A 19,839-nucleotide genomic window follows, 5' to 3' on the forward strand; every position below is an offset into this window, starting at 1 on the left:
GAATTTTATTCAGTAAATCCGAAATCGAACATCCAATATCCGAAATCAAAAAACTATTCTTTATAAAAGAACCACTTAATCAGTTCTTTATAACTTGCTTTTTTGCCATACATCAATACGCCAACACGATAGATCCTTGCCGCGACATAGGTAGTAAATAAGAAGCCTACCACCATCATACACATAGATACGGCTACCTGCCAGGGTGCCGGATCAAAAGGAAGGCGTACCATCATGGCAACTGGGGCTGTAAAAGGAATTATAGACAACCAAACAGCCAGTGGGCTATCAGGAGCCCTAAAAAGTACTGATACCGATAAAATATAAGTGAACAGCAACGGCATGGTAATCGGAAACATGAATTGCTGGGTTTCTGTTTCACTATCTACTGCCGACCCTACTGCCGCAAACAGGGCTGCATATAACATGTACCCACTTAAAAAATAAAATATAAAACAGCCCAAAATATATCCAAATGGGATTGTTGATAAAGTAGCTATTATACCAGCCATTGGGCTTACCGGCGAATTGAAAGCATGCCCGGCTATTTTAGATGAAATTAGCGATAAGATTATCCAGGCACTGAACTGTGTTAAACCAACCAGTCCAACGCCGATAATTTTACCTAACATTAGTTGAAAGGGTTTAACGGATGATATTACTACCTCGATAATGCGGTTGGTTTTTTCCTCAATAACACCGCGCATAACCTGTCCTCCATAAATTAAAAGCGAGAGGTATATAAATATGGCACAGGCTATACTAACGCCTATATTGGCGCCGAGATTGGCATCTTTATCGCCTGCCTTCGTAATTTCGACCGCTGTTACTGAAAAATCTACTTTTTTTAGTGTATGAAGAACGGCAGTGTCAATATGATTTTTCTCCATAATATTAGCTGCCGTGATTTCATTCAATTGTTTTTGAATTTCATCGGTGATCTGTATAGCTGCCTTTTTCTTTGAAAAAACCTGTATAGCGCCAGATTTATGATAATTACCGGGTATATATAATGTTGATACAGTTTCATCGTCTTTAAATTTCGCTTTCGCTGTTTTTATATCTTCGTTTGTTACTGTAAATTTGATGTTTGGCGTATCATGAAATTTGTTTGCATATAATTTGGTATCATCAACAACATTTATTACATGCAATCCGGCAAGTTGCTCGCTGCTTTTTGCTATCCAGACAATAGCTCCACCCATAGCTAAAATCAACAAGGGCACTACAAATATCATAATGATGAATGATTTTTTGCGTACCCGTGTAAGGTACTCGCGTTGTATAATGAGTAATACTTTATTCATGGCCGGTGGAATTTAGGTTTACTTTTTCAATAAAAATTTCGTGCATACTCGGGATAACCTCCTGCAGCATATTTACCCGCGCTTTAGGAATTAAGTATTGAAGCACATCATTGGAATTATGCCCTTCCTTTAGTTTTATCTTGATATTGTGACTGTCGTCATCGGCAATAACCTCGCTCATTATTTCAAAGGGCTGGCTGCCATTAAATGCAATACGTTCGCCGGCATACTCAATAAGGTAGGTTTCGTTACGGTATGAGTTGCGGATATGTTTAACCTTGCCATCCAATATCTTGTGCGATTTATGGATGAGGGCAATGGCGTCGCAAAGCTCTTCTACTGATTCCATTCGGTGTGTTGAAAATAAAATAGTAGCGCCTTTTTTATTCAGTTCCAGTATTTCGTCTTTAATCAGCTCGGCATTTACGGGGTCAAACCCGCTGAAAGGCTCATCTAAAATGATCAGGTCGGGCTCATGCAGTACAGTTGCCACAAACTGCGCTTTTTGCTGCATGCCCTTTGAAAGCTCTTCTATTTTCTTTTTCCACCAGGTTTCCATCCCCAGTTTCTCAAACCAAAATTTAAGGCGTTTTTGTGCTTCGGCGCGGCTTAAGCCTTTTAACCGGGCCAGGTAGATCATCTGCTCACCGATCTCCATTTTTTTATAAAGGCCACGCTCTTCGGGCAGGTAACCGATCCGTTCGATATGCGATTGATTGAGTTTTTCGCCGTTAAAATAAATCTCGCCCGAATCGGGAGCAGTAATTTGATTAACTATACGGATAAGGGATGTTTTACCGGCACCGTTAGGGCCAAGCAGGCCAAAAATCTGCCCGCTTTCAACTTCCAAACTTACATTACTGAGTGCACGGTGACCGGCGTATTGTTTAACAATATTGCGGATGCTTAGCATTTATTACGGTTTATGTATCTGTTTTGCTTGTTAGATGGAGTTAACCAATAAAAGTTACAGCTCCGGTTTATCATATGGCTGGTTGGGGTGGTCCATTTCATAGAACGGTTTTTGCCATTGCCGGTTATCGATAACATTTAAGGCTGTTACTGCTATATAAATTCCAATAGCAGGAATTATCAGATATACAAGTCCGAGATATCGGATATAAAAAATATAACTGGAATTTCCGATGAATGTAAATACTAACGGTACAACTATGTAAAATACCTGGATAAATAGCTCGCCCAGGGCAAAAAGCCGTAATGGCAGCCTAAATTCTGTTGGGCGTAACAAAAAAGTCATGGTCACGAGGCATATTATTATCATGAAATTGATGGCACCGCTAACTTGGTAAAAGATGATTAATGATTGTACATTGACTTGAAAAATGCCGATAGCCGCACTAACTAAGCCCCATACCACACTATAGATCGTGTAAATGATAAATGCGTTCACTATAAAAGGTTTTTCATTGGTATATTTTAAAATACTTATCACAAATATCATCAGCCACGCAAAACAGATGACCGGAATAAATGAGAATAAATGCCTGACACTTTCCGGAATTGTAAATGAAATGGTTTGCATGGCCTGCATTAGCAATAATACCAAAGCACTTATTACTGATGTGGCAATGGTAAGGTAGGCAGTATCTCGAGTTGGTTTCATAAGCAGGGTAGGTTTATATTTAAAGTGAACTGCATAACAATTTAGCCTGACCGGTAATAAGGTATGGCTGTTTATTGAAATTAAAAAACGGTGTAATTGTTTTGGTACAAAATACGTTGTTTGTTTAATTATATAGCCTGCGGATTTATTTCAGTTGCTTCAAGCTAAACCTCAGCATTTCAATAGCTTCCTTTTGCCTCGAAATGATTACATACATATAGCCATTATAAATAATGGTATGCGGATAACCATATTGCCCGCCTTTCCACAAACCTTCCTTTTTAAGATGATAAAGCTCATTGGCTATGATATAGTTTTTGTCGAATGATTTGCCATCGGCAGAAAGGGATAACACCAGCGGGTTACGGTCATAATGGTGCAATGTATCAGGGATACCGACATAATAAAATCGCTTATCCGGCAACCGACCGAAATGAAATTTACTGTCATTATCTGAAAATGGAGCTTCCGCCGGGCGCGACCAATTGCTACCGTTATCCCTGCTTTCAGTTAGCCATAAATGGCCTTTCCAGCCTTTACCTGTTACCCTGAGCAGCATATGCAGAACATTGTCATCTGTTTGAAAAAAAGATCCTTCGCAAAGCGGAGGTAAACCAGATTTTGCGGCAGGCGCGTAAAACATGGCAGGGTTATCCTGCTTATAAAGGGAATCAGGGTAGAAACTGCTTAGCTTCCAACCAGAAAGTCCGTGGGGATCATCTGTATAAGGAAAAGTAAAATTACCGCTGATGATCAGCCTGCCGCTATTGGTAACCTCCGGACCGTGGTTTGGTACAACAGGCAAATGCATATCAAGCGGTTCGCTCCAATGCTCGCCGTCGGTGCTGGTTTTGGCCCACAAATGGGTGTTATTGCGATGCTTGTCATAGTCGCCGTAATAGGCTACTAAGGTCCCTTCATATTGATAAAGCCCGGCGGCGGTGAGCACCGTGAGGGTATCGTTGATTTTGCCCGGAGTGGCTAATGTTTTTAACGTCGACCAGTGTTTAAAATCTTTAGAAGTGGCGTAAACCACCCTTTGCCCCGGCGAGTCCTCATCGATCATTCCGTTGCTCCATATTGCCACAAAGCGGTCTTTAAAATGAATGATAGATGCATGATGGTTATAGAGCCATTCTTTATCCGGCGAGTAGATCATTGATCGTTCGATGGTTAGCTTTGGCACTCCGGCTTCGGTTTGGTAATTGTTGCGAATAGTCGAGGTTTGAGCATGGGTATTAAGAACGGATAAAAAAAAGCAGGTAACAAAAAGGAGCTGGAATTTTGCAGACATGATCCTAATTAACGCAAATTATCCGGTAAGTGAAAGTGGAGTTGAGGTGCCCGCGTTTGTTTATCCAGAAAATCATCGTTATTAATATGCGAAAATTTTATAACAAAATCGTGGCAATCCTTTTATCCCATAAATCAAGGTTCTTTTACTAAATTACAGGCTCTATCAACATACATCATTTATGAAGCTAGCCTTATTCCTTATACTTACGCTTTCTGCCGCCGTTAATGTATCTGCCCAACAGAAAAAAGCTTTAAAACCTGCTGATGTTTATCGGATCCCAACGGTAAGCGATCCCCAGTTATCGCCCGATGGCAAGTGGGTGGCTTATAGTGTTTCTGAAGTTGATACTGCAAAAGACCGCCGTGTATCACACCTGTGGATGCAGAGTTTTGATGGCAAAGAGTCTATCGAACTGACCCATGGTGAGGAGGCTGCCTCGTCGCCGCGCTGGAGCCCGGATGGTAAGTATTTATCATTCCTTTCCTCGCGCGATTCAAAAACAGGCTCACAGGTTTGGCTCATCGATCGCCGGGGTGGCGAAGGAGTAAAACTGACCAATATTAAAGGCGATTTGAGTGACTACGCCTGGAGCCCTGATGGCAAGCGTTTGGTAATGGTGATAGGCGACCCGGAAAATAAAGGCAAGGAAGAACCTAAAACCCCCAAGCCCATAGTTATTGACCGTTATCATTTTAAACAGGATATAGTTGGGTACCTTCAGCACCTGCATAACCACCTGTATTTAATTGATGTAACCACAAAAAAACTGGATACATTAACCAGGGGCGATAAAGATGAAAGTTCGCCGGTATGGTCGCCTGATAGCAAAACCATTGCATTTGTGAGTAACCGCAGTGCCGATCCCGATAAAAATCAAAATACCGATATTTTTACCATTGATGCCCGGCCAGGCGCCAGCATGTTGCAGCTAACCACCTGGAAGGGGAGGGACGGTAACCCGCAATGGAGCCCAGATGGCAGGTATATTTCCTACCTGCGCTCAACCAGTGATGCGGATTATATGATGTACGATCAAAATGTGGTTTGCATAATGGATGTTGTGGGGCAAAATAACAAACCGCTTACGCTGCAGCTTGATCGCCCCGCCGGGGCGCAAACCTGGGCCAAAGACAGTAAGAACATCGTATTTATAGTAACGGACGATCGTACCCGCTATTTGGCTAATATCAACATCAACACTGGCAAAATCACGCCGATTAACAAGGGTGATTATGTTTTCAACGATATAAACACCAACCTTTCGGGCAACTGGGTAGTACAAAAAACAGACCCGTATACCCCCGCCGAATTATTCGCTTTGGAAGATAGGAAGCTTCGCAGGTTAACTTTCCACCATCAGGCCTGGTTAAACACTGTACAACTGGCTTATGTCAAAGGTTTTGAATCAACCAGTGTTGATGGTACAAAAGTATCTGGTATCATTTTAACGCCCGACAGCGTTCCCAATAAAAAATATCCGTTGATCCTTTTTATTCATGGCGGCCCGGTAGGACAGGATGAATTTGGTTTTGATGCTACAAGGCAAACGCTGGCTGCTGCCGGTTATGCTGTAGCTGCTGTGAACTACAGGGGCAGTAATGGCCGCGGGCTGGATTATTGTAAAGCCATTTATGCCGATTGGGGCAATAAGGAAGTAAAAGATTTGCTTGGAGCGGTCGATCAACTCGAGAAATTAGGCATCGCCGATCCTGATAAGCTGGGCATAGGTGGCTGGAGTTATGGCGGCATCCTTACCGATTATACAATAGCCTCCGATACCCGCTTTAAAGCAGCAGCCAGCGGAGCGGGCAGTGCGCTGCAGCTTTCGGTTTATGGTAGCGACCAATATGTGTTACAGTACGAAAACGAAATAGGCGTACCGTGGAAAAATGTTGATAAATGGATCCAGATTTCGTACCCGTTTTTTCATGCTGATAAAATAAAAACCCCGGTATTGTTTATGTCGGGCCTGAAGGACTTTAATGTGCCGACCATTGGCAGTGAGCAGATGTATGAAGCATTACGCACACAAGGTATCCCAACCGAATTGATATTATATCCCAATCAGTTTCACGGCCTTACCAAACCAAGCTACCAGGTTGACAGGTTGCAGCGCTATGTGGAATGGTATGATAGGTATTTAAAAAAATAATATTTTTATGCCCTCGAAACGGTTTTTTATCGTATTTTATGAAATATGTCCTGTTGATTTTAGGCGGATTGGCTTCTTTACCGTTGATTGCTCAAACTGCGAAAAAGCCACTTAAACCTACCGATCTGTATAAACAGCCAACGCTGATGGCGCCGCAGCTTTCTCCGGATGGTAAATGGGTGGTTTACGAATTATCTGAGGTGGATACAGCTAAGGATAAGCGTGTGTCGCACTTGTGGATGCAGAGTTTTGACGGCAAGCAATCCATTCAGCTTACTTATGGTGATGAGCCGGCATCCACTCCTAAATGGACGCCTGATGGTAAGTTTATTTCTTATCTGTCCGAAAAGGATTCAAAGAACGGCGGGCAGGTTTGGCTGATGGACAGGCGCGGTGGCGAGGGGCACAAGCTGACCGATATTAAAGGTGAACTAGAAGAGTATGTTTGGTCGCCGGATAGCAAAAGGCTGGCATTGATCATTAAAGATCCCGAAAACAAAGGAAAGGAAGCTCCTAAAACCACGCCTCCTATAAAAATAGACCGTTACCATTTTAAGCAGGATATTGAAGGGTATCTGCAACACCGGCATTCGCATTTGTATTTGTATGATGTGGCCGCAAAAAAGCTGGATACCCTGACCAGCGGTAATATGGACGATAGTTCCCCGCAGTGGAGCCCAGACGGAAAAACGATTGCCTACGTAAGTAATCATACAGTCGATCCGGATCGGAATGAAAACACAGACATCTTTACGATAGAAGCTAAGGCCGGTGCTGAGCCTAAGCAGCTTACTACTTTTACCGGCCATGATATTAACCCCATTTGGGGTCCTGATGGTAAGCATATTGCCTATCTCCGCTCAACAAGTGATGCTGATTATTTCATTTATCAGCATGATGTATTGTACCTGATGGATGCCGACGGGAAAAATAATCGTCCGTTAACAGATCAGTTGGACAGGCCGGTTAGCAATATTGCCTGGAGCAAGGACAGTAAAGACCTCGAGTACGTAGTAAGTAGCGACAGGATCCGCTATATCAACAGGTATAATTTACTTCTCCGCAAATCTGTGTTGGTTTATAAAGGAAACGAATGCAGTTTTTCTGATATAATGAGCCATTCGTTAGGTGTATGGGTAGGGAAGATGACCACGCCATACATGCCGCATGAGCTGGTGGCGATTGAAAACGGAAAAATCCGCCGTTTAACTTTTCACCAGGAAAAGTGGCTGAATGAAGTTAAGCTGGCCTATGTGAAAGGCTTTCAGTCGTTCAGCAGCGATGGCACACTGGTTTCGGGGATACTTTATACGCCCGATAGTGTAGTTACTAAGAAAATGCCCTTCATTCTTTACATTCACGGCGGCCCTACCGATCAGGACGAGTTTGAGTTTGATGAGATCAGGCAAACGCTGGCTTGTGCCGGGTATGCTGTAGCCGCTGTAAATTACCGCGGCAGTACAGGACGAGGCATTGAATATACCAAAGCTATTTATGCCGATTGGGGCAATAAGGAAGTGAAAGACTTACTGGGTGCTGTAGATGAACTGGTTAAACTTGGGATAGCCGATAAAGACCGTCTCGGCATTGGCGGTTGGAGTTACGGGGGCATCCTTACCGATTATACCATAGCTACTGATCCCCGCTTTAAAGCCGCATCAAGCGGGGCGGGCAGTGCCTTACAGTTAGCCATTTATGGATCAGATCAATGGGTGATGCAATACGATAATGAATTGGGCCCGCCCTGGAAAAATGCTGATAAGTACATTAAGCTATCGTACCCGTTTTTTCATGCCGATAAAATAAAAACGCCAACCCAGTTCATGTCGGGTTTAAAAGATTTTAACGTGCCCACTGGCGGAGGCGAACAAATGTATGAAGCGCTGAGATCGCAGGGTGTGCCAACGCAACTGATACTTTATCCAGGCCAATATCATGGCATCACCGTACCCAGTTACCAGGTTGACCGACTGAAGCGCTATATTGAATGGTTTGATAAATATTTGGCCCCCCAATCCCCTAAAGCGGGAGCTTTTTGATAGGCTAACTTAAAATTTGAAAAGGATCGAGCTGTTTAACCCGATCCTTTTTAAATTCTTCAATTCCTCAAATTCGGAGAAATTCGGGGTCAGACATTCTGATTTCAGACAACCAGCTTTCCCTCTACCGAATCATCAATAGTTTTGCCGATAGCAGCACCGGCTAGCCGTTTTACAAATGCAACGGCATTGCCATGTTTATTGTCCCAGTAATAGCCTTCAGTTGGTTCAACTTTAATAACGCTGATGCGCGGATCGTCGATACCTTCGGTAAACCACACTTTGAGTGTCGGTTCCCATAGTTCTTTGATCTTTTCTTTATCTTCGGTAATGGTGGCTATCCCATAAAGATTTAAAAAGTCAGAATATCCGGAACCCTGGAAAAGCAGATGAACAAAGGGGTCTTTAGCCAACTCCTCATTTTTATGGCTATCATTAGCGCTCAGAAACCAGAAATTGCCCTCATCGTCAATTTTCTGTGCCGACATTGGCCTCACTGAAGCGGGTACGCCTGTTTTAAGACTGCTCACAAAGAAGCAACTTTTTGCGCTTTCGGCAAGTTCTTTAATCTTGGCCAGGGCTTCAGGTCCATTCAAGTCCTTCATATTATCCTCGGGCTGTTGTTGATTGATACTATCCATTGTTTCAAGTTTTTGTTGGTAAATGTTATAAGAGTAACCAATCAAAAACTCAATTGTGTGGATTTATTTAACTTAGTAGATAATTATTTAGTTAGAAGTTTTTATTAGAGGGGATAGTCTACCCAAACACCACCATCCTGTCCGGATATTTGGAAGCATAAGTTGCTACAATATTTTTGATATAGTCATTCCCCGGATAAGGTGTGAGATAGCTTTTGAGTTGCTGTATATTATTGGCATCAAAATAATGGGAGATATAGCCCATGCCATAAAACTGGCCTTTTTCCACCAAAATACAGCTGTGTTCATCACCGGTACGGCCCTCATCCCTGATAGCGTACGTTGGTAAAGCTTGCTTAAGCTGATCGATGGCATTGTTAACCTTTTCGTTATAACTGTCGGGAGGTTCAACACCTTCGCAGGCACAGGTACTTCCTGCTGCACTGACGCAGGGCTCATTGTTTTTTTGTATAAAACAAAGCTTAGGGCACAGGTCAAATGCTTCTATCAGTTTGTTGAGCAGGTTATAGCCATCAAGCAGGGAATTGCAGGTGTATATCGGGTCGCTGTATTTGCGGTATTTATCAACTGCCAGGCGAATATACCCGCGTTGATCTTCAAAAGCGTAAAGACAGAAAGCATTTTCAAAGCGTTTTAACGAGCGATTATATTTGGGCCATAAGCGTTTGATCTCAATAGCTTCCAACACAAAGGCGATGAGCTCGGTGCCGCAAACCTGATAGCTGATCTGGTATATATTGCGTAAAAATTCCTGGCGCTGAAAGCCGGGGTTGTTGCCTGTAAAGTGGCTGCTTACCCTTTTTTTAACGTTTTTGGCTTTACCTACATATATCACTTTGCCTTTTTGATCATGAAAGTAATATACGCCCGGTGTATATGGCAACTGGTCAATGTCTTTTTTGGATAGGTTAGGTGGCAGCACCTGATCTTTTGAACCTTGCTTAAGGGATTGTTTAATGTGATTATCGGTATCACTGTTCAGCAGCAGGGTAAACAGTTCGGCTGTAGCTTCGGCATCGCCCATAGCCCTGTGGCGGTTTTGATTATCGATACCCAGATGTTTGCATAGCCTGCCCAGACTGTATGAGGGTAATCCCGGCAATATCTTTCGGCCAAGCCTTACAGTGCAAAGCTTATTGGTTTGCAGATCGTACCCGGCAGCGGCGAGGTGATATCGAACAAAAGAAAAATCAAAATTTACATTGTGCGCTACAAAGATTTTACCGTGAATGAGGTGGTAAATATCAGCTGCCACATCCTCAAAAGGGGGGGCATCCTTTACCATCTCGTTGGTAATACCTGTTAAGGCGCTGATGTAAATAGGGATCTCGCGCTGCGGGTTAACAAGTGTTTCAAACCGCTTTACTACTTTTTTTCCATCATGTATGCATATGGCTATTTCGGTGATACCATTAGCGCTGGCATGCCCCCCTGTAGTTTCTATATCGACAATTGCATACATGATATTTCAAATGTAATATAAATTTGCTAATTATTTTAGTGTTGTTTAAAAAAGTCGGGAAGTCGGAAAGTCTGCAGTCGGAAAGTCGGAAAGTTTTTTGTTTAAAAGGGATTGCCCAGCTTATAAAAACAGAAATAAGGCAAAAGAAAAAGCCCCTGAGAAACTTTCCCAGGGGCTTAAATATCTTTCGGACTTTCCGACTGCGGACTTCCGACTAAAGACTTAAGACTTCTTATTTTTATTAGCCTGTATCTGTTGTTGCTGGCGCATCATCTCCTCCATTTTGGCGCCAAAGCCTGATTTTTTCTTCTTAGTATCTTCAGGTTTCTTTTTGTTTTCCTGGATCTGGGCATGGATTTTTTTATCATCAACCATGAATTTGATCAGGTATTGCTGTAAAAAGGTGAACATGTTGGCCAAAAAGTAATAATAGTTCAAACCGGCAGGGTAGCTGTTCAGCGTGAAAAGGAAAATCAGCGGAGTAATGTAGCCAATGTATTTCATTTGCCCTGTAGCACCGGAGATCTGGTTGTTGAAATAAGTATAGATCAACGTTGAAATAGTCATCAGTAGACACATTAAGCTAATGTGGTTAACACCGCCAAGGAAAGCTATCGGAGCAAATTTAATAACCGAATCATAAGTTGAAAGGTCATGCATCCACAGGAAGCTTTCGCCCCTTAGCTCAAATAGGCTTGGGAAAAAGCGGAAGAACGCGATAACTATAGGCATCTGGATGAGCAATGGTAAACAGCCGCCCAATGGGTTAACACCTGCTTTTTTGTAAAGCTTAAGATACTCCTGTTGTAATAATGTAGGGTTATCCTCACCAACTTTAGCTTTGATCTCATCCATTTCGGGTTTCAGCACACGCATTTTGGCCATTGAAAGGTATGACTTGTAAGTAAGCGGTGATAACACCAGCTTAAGCAATACAGTCAATACCAGGATGATCAAACCATAGTTCCAGTTAAACTTGTTAAGAAAGTTAAATACCGGCAATACCGCGAAACGGTTGATGTATTTTAACGGTCCCCAGCCCAGGTTAACCAGTTTATCAAGGTCATGCCCCTGGTCTTTAAGCGTATTAAAACGGTTAGGTCCAAAGTAAAACTCCAACGGTAAAGAACCATCAGTGCCGCGGCTAAGCGACAGGTCGGCTTTCATTTGTTTTACATCGGTGGTATCGTTAAAATCAGTAGCAACAGCAATATCTGTTTTGGTAATGCCGCCTTTAGCTATCAGCACATTTGAAAAGAAGTGCTGTTTAAAAGCAACCCAGGCCATTTTTTTATCGCTGATGCTTTTTTGATCGTCTTTGCCTTCGCTTAGGTAATCAGCATCCCCATCGGTATTGTAATAGTACACCGTTGAATACTGACGCTCCATTTTGATGTCTTTTTCCTGTTTGCGCAGGCTGGTGGCCCAGTTAAGGTTAATGGTGCTGCTGTTGGCAATAACGCCGTCAAGGCCGGTAGGCTTAATGGTTAATCCAAGTTTAAAACCATCACCTTTTAAGCTGTATATATAATCAATATATTGGGTAGGGCTATAGCTTAAACGCATAGTAACCGAACCGGAATCTTTTTCGGCTATGTTAAGTTCTTTTGCACTTGGGGTAAAATAGTAATTGTTGGTATTGATATTGGCAACACCGGCGGCAAACTTCAATCCAAATTGGTTATTGTCGCCGCTGAAAAGGACCAGGGGCTTCTTATCAAAAGTTTTGTAGTTTTTTAACTCAACAGAAGCTACTTTGCCTCCATGGGTGCTTAATTTAATAAGCAACTCTTTATTACCAATGGTAACAAACTCTTCTTTACCAACAGATGCGGCGCCAAAAGGCATTTTTAACAAGGCCGAATCAACTTTGGCTGTTTTGGCGGTATCAAACTTGGGTGTGGTTTTAGCAGCAGCGGCAGCTACAGCGGCGCCGGCTTTTTTCAGCGAATCCTGGTGCTGTACCTCGCGCTCTTTTTTAAGGTCGGCTTCCGATGGCTTTAAAAAGTATATCGAGCCGGCAATGATCGCCATGATCAGGAATAATCCTGTAAACGTATTTTTATCCATTATCTAATTATCGTACAATTACTTATTTTTTGCGGGCATAAGCCAGCGAAGCGGCGACAAAGTTAATAAAAAGTGGGTGCGGATTAGCAACTGTTGATTTTAATTCGGGGTGAAATTGCGAACCGACAAAAAACGGGTGGTTTTTAAGCTCTACAATCTCCACCAGGCCATTGTCAGGATTAATGCCAGATGGGGTAAGGCCCGCAGCCTCATATTGCTTAAGGTACTCGTTATTAAACTCATAACGGTGACGGTGCCTTTCCGAAATATGGTTTTTTCCGTAAATAGCCGCCGCTTTAGTGCCTTTTTTAATATCGCAGGGATAAGCGCCTAAACGCATGGTACCGCCTTTGTTGGTGATATTTTTCTGATCTTCCATCATGCCGATAACCGGGTAAGGGGTTTCGGGGTTCATTTCGGTACTGTTGGCATTCTCAAATCCTAATACATTACGGCCAAACTCAACTACCGCACATTGCATACCTAAACAGATACCAAAGAAAGGGATATTATTTTCACGCACATGGCGGATAGCCTGGATCTTACCTTCAAAACCACGCTCGCCAAATCCTGGGGCAACCAGTACGCCGTGCATGCCCTTTAATTTTTCAACAGCGTTTTCGGGCGTAAGCTGTTCCGAAGGGATATATTCAATCCGCACTTTACATTCCTGTTTAGCACCTGCATGGATAAAGGCTTCGGTAATAGATTTATAAGCATCCGGCAGCTCCACATATTTACCAACCAGCGCAATACGTACATCGGCGGTCGGGTTTTTCAGGCGGCCAAGAAACTCTTTCCAGTTTTCGAGGTTTGGTTCGTTTTTGTGCGGAAGTTTTAATTTAGTCAATACGGTTTTGTCAAGCTGTTCTTTCAGCATTAACAGGGGTACATCGTAAATACTTGGTGCGTCAATCGACTCAATAACAGCATTGATATTCACGTTACAAAACAGCGCTATTTTTTTGCGGATATCGTTGGTAAGGTGGTGTTCGGTACGGCAAACCAGGATATCGGGCTGGATACCATACTCTAATAACATTTTTACCGAATGCTGCGTAGGTTTGGTTTTTAATTCGCCTGCTGCTGCAAGGAATGGTACCAGTGTAAGATGGATAACTAAAGAGTTAGCCGATCCAATTTCCCAGCGGAATTGCCTTACAGCCTCAATGTATGGTAATGATTCAATATCGCCTACAGTACCGCCAAGCTCGGTGATCACGATATCGTAATCGCCGCTTTCGCCCAATATGCGGAAGTTTCTTTTTATTTCATCGGTAATGTGGGGAACTACCTGTACAGTTTTTCCTAAAAAAGCTCCTTCACGTTCTTTATTAATTACATTTTGATAAATGCGGCCGGTAGTGATGTTGTTGGCCTTTGAGGTAGGAGTGTTCAGGAAACGCTCGTAGTGGCCAAGGTCAAGATCGGTTTCGGCACCATCTTCGGTAACATAGCATTCGCCGTGCTCATAAGGGTTAAGCGTTCCCGGATCAATATTGATATAAGGATCAAACTTTTGGATGGTTACGCGGTAACCGCGCGATTGAAGGAGTTTGGCTAAAGAAGCAGAGATTATACCTTTTCCTAACGATGAGGTAACACCGCCCGTAACAAAAATATATTTAGTCATGATTTTTTTTGAAAATGACCGGGCTTTTATACCGCGGCCAATTGTTTCTGTACGGGATACAAAAGTACGAAAATTTTCACGCTTCGGCGCATCTGTTTTTAAAAAAGGGAACTGTTAATGTAATTTATTTGTAAGTGTTTTATAGAGAGCGCTTTATGGGGATTTCTTGTTCCTTGTGGGCATACGCCCAGAGTTTTAACAGACTTCGGATACACGATAATCATCTCTCTTTGATTTAGCGACGAATATTTATAGATATATTATTAAATTTGTCGTCGATATATCAACCTAAACCGATGAAATACTTATCTAAACTATTTTCACTTTTAATTTTGTGGACTTTTTGCATGGGGTGTACCAAGCATGGAGAGTCTGATGTTCTTATACCAATTGTAGATACTATTGCGCCCAATGTGGGCTCCGCGGGAGATCAGATAAATATTATTGGTTCCAATTTCAGTACAAAAATCAAAGATAATGTCGTTATTTTTGGAGTCGGGCAACCTGCAGTGGTTACAGCAGCTACGCCTACACGGCTAACAGTAACGATACCAGAAGCATCAGACGGAGCCTGGGTTTTGATGCTCAGGGTTAAAAACAGCCAAACTATTAGAGCTGGATTGGTAACAATAGTATCCCTACCCACTATTACCAGCATGTCACCAGTTACTGGACCGGCCGGCACACAAATAACACTTAATGGTACGAACTTTAGCTCCACGATTTCTGATAACGTTGTGAAAATTAATGGAGTAGATGCCACTATACAGAAGGTTAGTGATACGCGTTTAACGGCTGTTATACCACCTGGGGCTACCAGTGGTCCGGTAACTCTTACCGTAAGGGGTAAAAATGCAACTATGATAGCCGGAAGTAACTTTAATAACTTCAAGATCGTTCCGGCTTCTGAATTTGGAACGCCAGGTCAGGCCTATGACATCAGTAGTACAGTATCATTTGATTATGCTAATGCAATTGACACCGATGGAAACTTATGGGGTATTAATTCGAAAGACGGCCAGATATACCAACTTTCATACAAAGACGGCAGTGTACTTAAAAAGGTTAGCATAGCTGATATTGGCTTTGATAATACATTAAGTAGTTATGGCGGCGTTGGTATAACCCGGGATTCCAACGGTAGGTTACATGCCTATATTGCTGGCGCTTCCTCAACAGGATCAAAAGCTTATGTTGTATCCATCACTAATACAGGTGTTGTAACTAAGGATTTTGCAACGGTGTTGTTAGGCAGTTCCGGGCTAACGGCACATGATTTTGTTATACTTAGCACGGGCGAGGTATTGACGACAAATGGTACAGGTTATTCAACGGATGATAATGACCTGGTTCGGCTAAATACAAACGGCACTTATGATATTTATTACGAAGGTGCTCGTGCAAGAGATTTGGTAGTTGAAGGTAAAGAATTGTATGTGTTAAGATATTTTAGAGGCGTCCCTACCCATGTGTTAATTGAATTTTATAAACTGGATCATAACAAAGTTAAAACAACAATAGGTTTCCCTTATTCTGCTCACAACGCCTCATCGGTTAATTATGTAAACGGTCCGCTAAATTCTGCCGTGTTTTGGCAGTTAGAGGCTTTTACAATGGCTAATGGTGATATTTACACGGGAGAATCCTATAATCAACTAATACGTAAGGTAGATTTACATACCAGCACACTTGAGGTAACCAAAATAGCTGGGATAGACCCATATACTCCCTTCCCGCGTCCTTTCCAGGTTTTTACCGGTTCATTTGATAATGTAACACTACCAATGATTACCAGCTTATTATATGACGATAAGCACAAAGTAATGTATGCTTTCGGTTTTGATGGAAAAATAACAAGATTGGCGCTTAATTAAGAGAATTTCCTTTAATTAAATTTAAGGGCATTGTATCTATGAAGTTAGTAAGTTGGCCTTACACACTTTCTCTTTGCCTGCTATACATATCTATCTTACGGTGCAACTCGTTAGGATTAAAAGGCTTGCTTACATAATCGTTCATACCTACGGTAAAGGCCATATCCTGGATATCAAGCATGGCAGATGCAGTAAGGGCTATAATGGGCAATTTTTTGTACTTATCATCAGGTAGTTCACGGATAGCGCGGGTAGCCTGGTAACCATCCATTTCGGGCATTTGCAGATCCATCAAAACCATGTCATAGTCATGGGTTTGCACCAGCATCAGGGCTATCTCGCCGTTTTCGGCAACATCACATTCAACTTCCCATTGTTTCATGAACTGTTTGGCCAGTATCACATTGATCTGGTTATCTTCGGCAATTAGCAGCCTTGTACCCTTAAGACTTTTTAAGCGATAAAACTCATCACTATCGGCTGTGCTGCTTAATTGTTTTTTGCTGTTTTTAAAGGTAAGGGTAAAATTAAATACCGAGCCTTTGCCATATTCGCTTTCAACGGTAATGTCACTACCAAGCAGTTGCAGCAGGCGTTTGGTAATAGTTAAACCCAAGCCTGTACCGCCGTATTTGCGGGTTGTATCTGAACTGGCCTGGTTAAAGCTTTCAAAAATATGATCAATTTTATCGGGCGTTATACCTATCCCGGTATCGGATATCTCAAAATCAATGGTTGATGAGTCAGTTGTGTTGCTTGCTAACGATGCGGTTACCGTTACTCTTCCTTTATGGGTAAATTTAACAGCATTGCTCATCAGGTTGGTGAGGATCTGGCCCAGGCGCACCGGATCACCAATGATGGCATTGGGCAAATCCTGGTCCATCATCAGTTTTATCTGGATGTTTTTTTCGTTTGCCTTTTGCAGCAGGGCAAGACGGATATTTTTGATCAGATCGGTAAGACTAAAGTCAACGCTTTCAAACTCAACTCCGCCAGCCTCTATCTTGCTGAAATCCAATATGTCATTGATGAGTACCAGCAGATTTTCGGCCGAAAACTTCAGGAAGTTCAGAAATTCCATTTGCTCGGGCTTGGGGTCCTGGTGTATGAGCAGGTGAGTAAAACCAATAACGGCGTTCATTGGCGTACGGATTTCGTGGCTCATAATACTCAGGAATTGCGCCTTAGCCATGGCCGCTTTTTCAGCAAGCTCTTTTGAGTGGATCAGGGCAACTTCCAGTTCTTTGGCTTTAGCTATGCGCTCGTGCAAAAAGCTGATGATATGGATCAGGTCATCGTCTGAGTCGGAGATGTTTAACTCCACATCGGGATTAAGTGCCCTGATGGCTTCTTTCAATTGTGAGATGGAGCGCTGTTTGATCTCATTTTGTAACCGCAGGTTATCAGTAACCGTTACATATTCACGCTCACTTACATTAAAGGCATGGTCTGCAAGCTTTATCGATTTTTCAAAGTTTTTGAAGCTATTGTTTACTGCATCTAAAAACTGCAAAATAGCGCCATCTTCCAGGCATTGTTCGGGGAGCAATTTTTTTATCTGCTTATCCAATAAGTGATGGTACTCCATAATCAGTGTTCGGTAAAGGTTGTGATGGTCATGGTTTGGTTATGCAACTCACAATTTGACCCCTTATTAAGGGGTGACAATTCTCCGTATGAATAAAAGCCCGCCATAATGGTTTTATTGCCGAAGATGTGTTTAGCTGCCATTAATTCTTCGTCTGTACGGTCGTTAAGTACCAGTTTTCGGCCCACGCAGCTAATCAATATAGCCAGATCAGTATGCTCCGGGCCGGTTACGGCATCGGTAGCGGCCGATGATGAAGCACCGATCAGTTTTTCAAAATTGGCTTTCATCAGGCGTACTTTACTTCCTTCGGGTAAATTGCCGGCAAAGGTCATTGATTTTTTGTCTTCGTTAACGCTCAATATGGTTCGCACCAGCTTTTTGTCAGAGCCTTCAATGCTTAATGATAAAGGGAACAGCAGGGCCGAACCGGGCAGTTCTTTAGCATACTCACCTAAATATTCTTTATAAAGATCGAGCGCGCTTTTCCCATCTATCTCAAAAAGTACATTTTTATCCGACCTGGTAATGCTTCGCTGAGGCCCAAACTCTTCCCAGCCCCCGCTTGAGCCGTGACTGATATGCAGGCTATCACCATAAAAGCCTATGGCTATCACATTTCCTTGAGCGGGAACGGCATTAAGACTGGTAAATGTGCTGTTAAACCGCGCTGCATCGCCGGCCAGGCCTCCGGTTACTGGAACCTTGCCCGGATTATCGCGGTTAAAGCCATCAACCAGTTCACTTCCGTTTATAAAAGTGCCATCGGATATAATGAATACACAATTTAAGCCTTTTTTATCCAATTGCGCCATCAGGAAGGCTCCTGTTTCGGCACTGTTGGCCTGTTTGTTTACATGGGTAGCAGTACAGGTTATGGATGATCTTTCTAACTCAACCGCGGTTACAACAATGCTGTCGTCATACACATCACTGCCTATGATTTCGCCAGCTGTGGAGGCAAAAACTACATTAGCATTAGGATAGCTCTTTTTAAGATAATCATAAATTTCAGGACCGGTAATTAACTTCGGTGCACCGAAAGCAAGTACCAACTGACATTTTTCAGCACTAAATTCAGGGTCTGTAAAGTAATTTACCCAACCCTTGTTTACAAAATGATGCTGCCTTATCTTCATGATGATTTTAGGTTAATAATATGGTGATGCTACAGATGAAGTTAATAAATTAAGAAACAAAAATTGCTTGAAATATGAAAGTATTAAACAGCTTATTGTTTACATAAAATTCATTAATTATAAATATTGGAATTGTGTTTTAATAGTTTAAATCGGACTTTAATACAGTACGCTTAATCTTATACGTATTAAGAATAACAAGGTTATCAGTACGGAAAGTGTTAATCTATTGGGAGAATTAAATCAGAAACTATATATCAAATTTCAACTTTTCCAGATCCTCCGGTACATCAACGGCATGGGTTTCCAGTTCGGTTTCGGCCACTTTGATACGGTAACCATTATCTATCCAGCGAAGCTGCTCCAGGCTTTCGGCCTTTTCAAGCGGGGATACCGGTAGTTTGGTAACTTCCTGCAATATATCTGCGCGATAACCGTAAATGCCAATGTGTTTAAAAAAGGTGTGAAATTCGAGCCAGTTTTCGGGCTCCTGGCCGCGGATATGGGGCAGGGTAGCACGGGAGAAATAAATAGCTTCGGATAATTTATTGATCACCACCTTGGGCGAATTGGTATTATGCAGTTCCTGTTCGGTCAGGATCCTTTTTATAAGAGTGGCCAGTTGGGTTTCCGGATCGTTAAAGCAGGCTGTTAATTTGGTGATCTGCTCAGGGTCAATAAAAGGCTCATCGCCCTGGATATTGATGATCACGTCATACCCGGGGTGCAGGCGGGCAACTTCGGCACAACGGTCGGTGCCGCTTTGGTGGTTGGCACCTGTCATTACCGCAACGCCGCCGAAACCGTTTACGTGGTTAAAGATCCGGTCGTCATCGGTAGCCACGACAACTTCGCTCAGGCTCCGGCATTTTTTTGCCTGCTCATATACGCGTTGGATCATAGTTTTACCGCCGATATCAACCAATGGTTTACCGGGAAAACGTGACGATGCGTAACGGGCTGGGATAATGCCTAAGATTTTCATTTAA

Annotated in this window: 14 protein-coding genes; 3 read left to right on the forward strand and 11 right to left on the reverse strand. The window is 42.6% G+C overall.

The features are described from left to right. Positions 1–53 precede the first annotated feature (53 nt). The 4 genes from IEX80_RS00265 to IEX80_RS00280 form a co-directional block, all read right to left on the reverse strand. Entirely contained in the window at positions 54–1,307 is a 1,254-nt protein-coding gene (locus IEX80_RS00265) for an ABC transporter permease (protein ID WP_188831573.1), read from the reverse strand. Next, positions 1,300–2,220: an ABC transporter ATP-binding protein gene (locus IEX80_RS00270; RefSeq protein ID WP_188831574.1), complete on the reverse strand. Its 921-nt coding sequence runs from the start codon at positions 2,218–2,220 to the stop codon at positions 1,300–1,302. Before IEX80_RS00270 ends, IEX80_RS00265 begins: the two co-directional genes overlap by 8 nt. A 54-nt stretch (positions 2,221–2,274) precedes the next feature. Then, a complete protein-coding gene (locus IEX80_RS00275; protein ID WP_188831575.1) occupies positions 2,275–2,931 on the reverse strand; it encodes a hypothetical protein in 657 nt (218 codons plus the stop codon). 145 nt (positions 2,932–3,076) lie between these two features. After that, complete coding sequence (locus tag IEX80_RS00280; RefSeq protein ID WP_188831576.1) at positions 3,077–4,225, reverse strand: exo-alpha-sialidase; 1,149 nt, start codon at positions 4,223–4,225, stop codon at positions 3,077–3,079. 181 nt (positions 4,226–4,406) lie between these two features. On the opposite strand from IEX80_RS00280, the gene IEX80_RS00285 reads away from it, so the two are divergent. Beyond that, a complete protein-coding gene (locus IEX80_RS00285) occupies positions 4,407–6,380 on the forward strand; it encodes an alpha/beta hydrolase family protein (RefSeq protein WP_188831577.1) in 1,974 nt (657 codons plus the stop codon). A 38-nt stretch (positions 6,381–6,418) separates the two neighbouring features. Then, on the forward strand, positions 6,419–8,419 hold the full coding sequence (locus IEX80_RS00290; RefSeq protein ID WP_188831578.1) for an alpha/beta hydrolase family protein: 2,001 nt from the start codon (positions 6,419–6,421) through the stop codon (positions 8,417–8,419). 104 nt (positions 8,420–8,523) lie between these two features. Here IEX80_RS00290 and IEX80_RS00295 read toward each other — a convergent pair whose 3' ends face one another. The 4 genes from IEX80_RS00295 to pyrG form a co-directional block, all read right to left on the reverse strand. After that, positions 8,524–9,060 carry a pyridoxamine 5'-phosphate oxidase family protein gene (locus tag IEX80_RS00295; protein WP_188831579.1) on the reverse strand — a complete coding sequence of 179 codons (537 nt, stop codon included), beginning with the start codon at positions 9,058–9,060 and terminating at the stop codon, positions 8,524–8,526. 118 nt (positions 9,061–9,178) lie between these two features. After that, the gene (locus IEX80_RS00300) at positions 9,179–10,543 is read right to left on the reverse strand and encodes an exonuclease domain-containing protein (RefSeq protein ID WP_090524459.1); all 1,365 of its coding nucleotides are present in this window, start codon (positions 10,541–10,543) and stop codon (positions 9,179–9,181) included. 222 nt (positions 10,544–10,765) lie between these two features. After that, a complete protein-coding gene (yidC, locus tag IEX80_RS00305; protein ID WP_188831580.1) occupies positions 10,766–12,613 on the reverse strand; it encodes a membrane protein insertase YidC in 1,848 nt (615 codons plus the stop codon). A gap of 22 nt (positions 12,614–12,635) precedes the next feature. Continuing rightward, positions 12,636–14,246, reverse strand: coding sequence for a CTP synthase (gene pyrG / locus IEX80_RS00310; RefSeq protein ID WP_090526164.1), 1,611 nt, complete (start codon positions 14,244–14,246; stop codon positions 12,636–12,638). Positions 14,247–14,542: 296 nt separating this feature from the next. On the opposite strand from pyrG, the gene IEX80_RS00315 reads away from it, so the two are divergent. Continuing rightward, positions 14,543–16,120 carry an IPT/TIG domain-containing protein gene (locus tag IEX80_RS00315; RefSeq protein WP_188831581.1) on the forward strand — a complete coding sequence of 526 codons (1,578 nt, stop codon included), beginning with the start codon at positions 14,543–14,545 and terminating at the stop codon, positions 16,118–16,120. 58 nt (positions 16,121–16,178) lie between these two features. On the opposite strand, the gene IEX80_RS00320 is transcribed toward IEX80_RS00315, so the two are convergent. From IEX80_RS00320 to kdsB, 3 genes are all read right to left on the reverse strand, one after another. Next, positions 16,179–17,711, reverse strand: a complete 1,533-nt coding sequence (locus IEX80_RS00320; protein WP_188831582.1) for an ATP-binding protein — start codon at positions 17,709–17,711, stop codon at positions 16,179–16,181. Between the two features lie 2 nt (positions 17,712–17,713). After that, positions 17,714–18,850: an FIST signal transduction protein gene (locus IEX80_RS00325; RefSeq protein WP_188831583.1), complete on the reverse strand. Its 1,137-nt coding sequence runs from the start codon at positions 18,848–18,850 to the stop codon at positions 17,714–17,716. A 250-nt stretch (positions 18,851–19,100) separates the two neighbouring features. After that, entirely contained in the window at positions 19,101–19,835 is a 735-nt protein-coding gene (kdsB, locus tag IEX80_RS00330; protein WP_188831584.1) for a 3-deoxy-manno-octulosonate cytidylyltransferase, read from the reverse strand. Positions 19,836–19,839 lie beyond the last annotated feature (4 nt).

The organism is Mucilaginibacter rubeus (assembly GCF_014643835.1).
Classification (GTDB): Bacteria; Bacteroidota; Bacteroidia; order Sphingobacteriales; family Sphingobacteriaceae; genus Mucilaginibacter; species Mucilaginibacter rubeus.